Below are 636 nucleotides of genomic sequence, written 5' to 3'. Positions count from 1 at the left end.
TAGTCACTTAACCATACAACCCAAACGGGTCTTTGTTATGTGACAGTTTAACTTCGCCAGAAGTTAATATTGAATACTAAAGTAGATACCAATTAATCACGAATGATTAAATTGGCACTGAATGATACTGCTATCATTCTTTTTTACTTTTGAAAACTCTTGATAAATACAAAGTATCTATCAGAATTTTATTATCAGCTTTTCCAAATTTTTAAAGAGCAGAGAATCAAAAACTTCTCAAAATTAAACACACTCAATTCTCAGGTGATGTTGCTACCCGATAAAGAATATTTATTTTTAAGAAGTAAAGTGGTGGAGCTAAGCAGGATCGAACTGCTGACCTCCTGCGTGCAAGGCAGGCGCTCTCCCAGCTGAGCTATAGCCCCACATATGCTGGTCTTATTGCTTGTTATCCGACTTCGCTTAAATCTTAGTGATAAGATTAAGAAGAAGTGGTGGGTCTGGGTGGATTTGAACCACCGACCTCACCCTTATCAGGGGTGCGCTCTAACCAACTGAGCTACAGACCCAAACAATAAGTGTTGTTCTCTTTACAATTAACAATCATCTGTGTGGACACTACGAACAAATAAGTTCTAAATCGTATAAGGAGGTGATCCAGCCCCAGGTTCCCCT

The 636-nt window shown here is 38.7% G+C and carries 2 tRNA genes; both read right to left on the bottom strand.

Annotated elements, in window-relative coordinates:
• Positions 1-310: 310 nt before the first annotated feature.
• Positions 311-386 (bottom strand) — tRNA-Ala (locus CWB60_RS19905).
• A 67-nt stretch (positions 387-453) separates the two neighbouring features.
• Positions 454-530, bottom strand: a tRNA-Ile gene (locus tag CWB60_RS19900).
• Positions 531-636 lie beyond the last annotated feature (106 nt).

It is taken from the genome of Pseudoalteromonas sp. S327 (genome assembly GCF_005886415.1).
Classification (GTDB): Bacteria; Pseudomonadota; Gammaproteobacteria; order Enterobacterales; family Alteromonadaceae; genus Pseudoalteromonas; species Pseudoalteromonas atlantica.
This window is presented reverse-complemented; position numbering and strand designations above follow the sequence as displayed.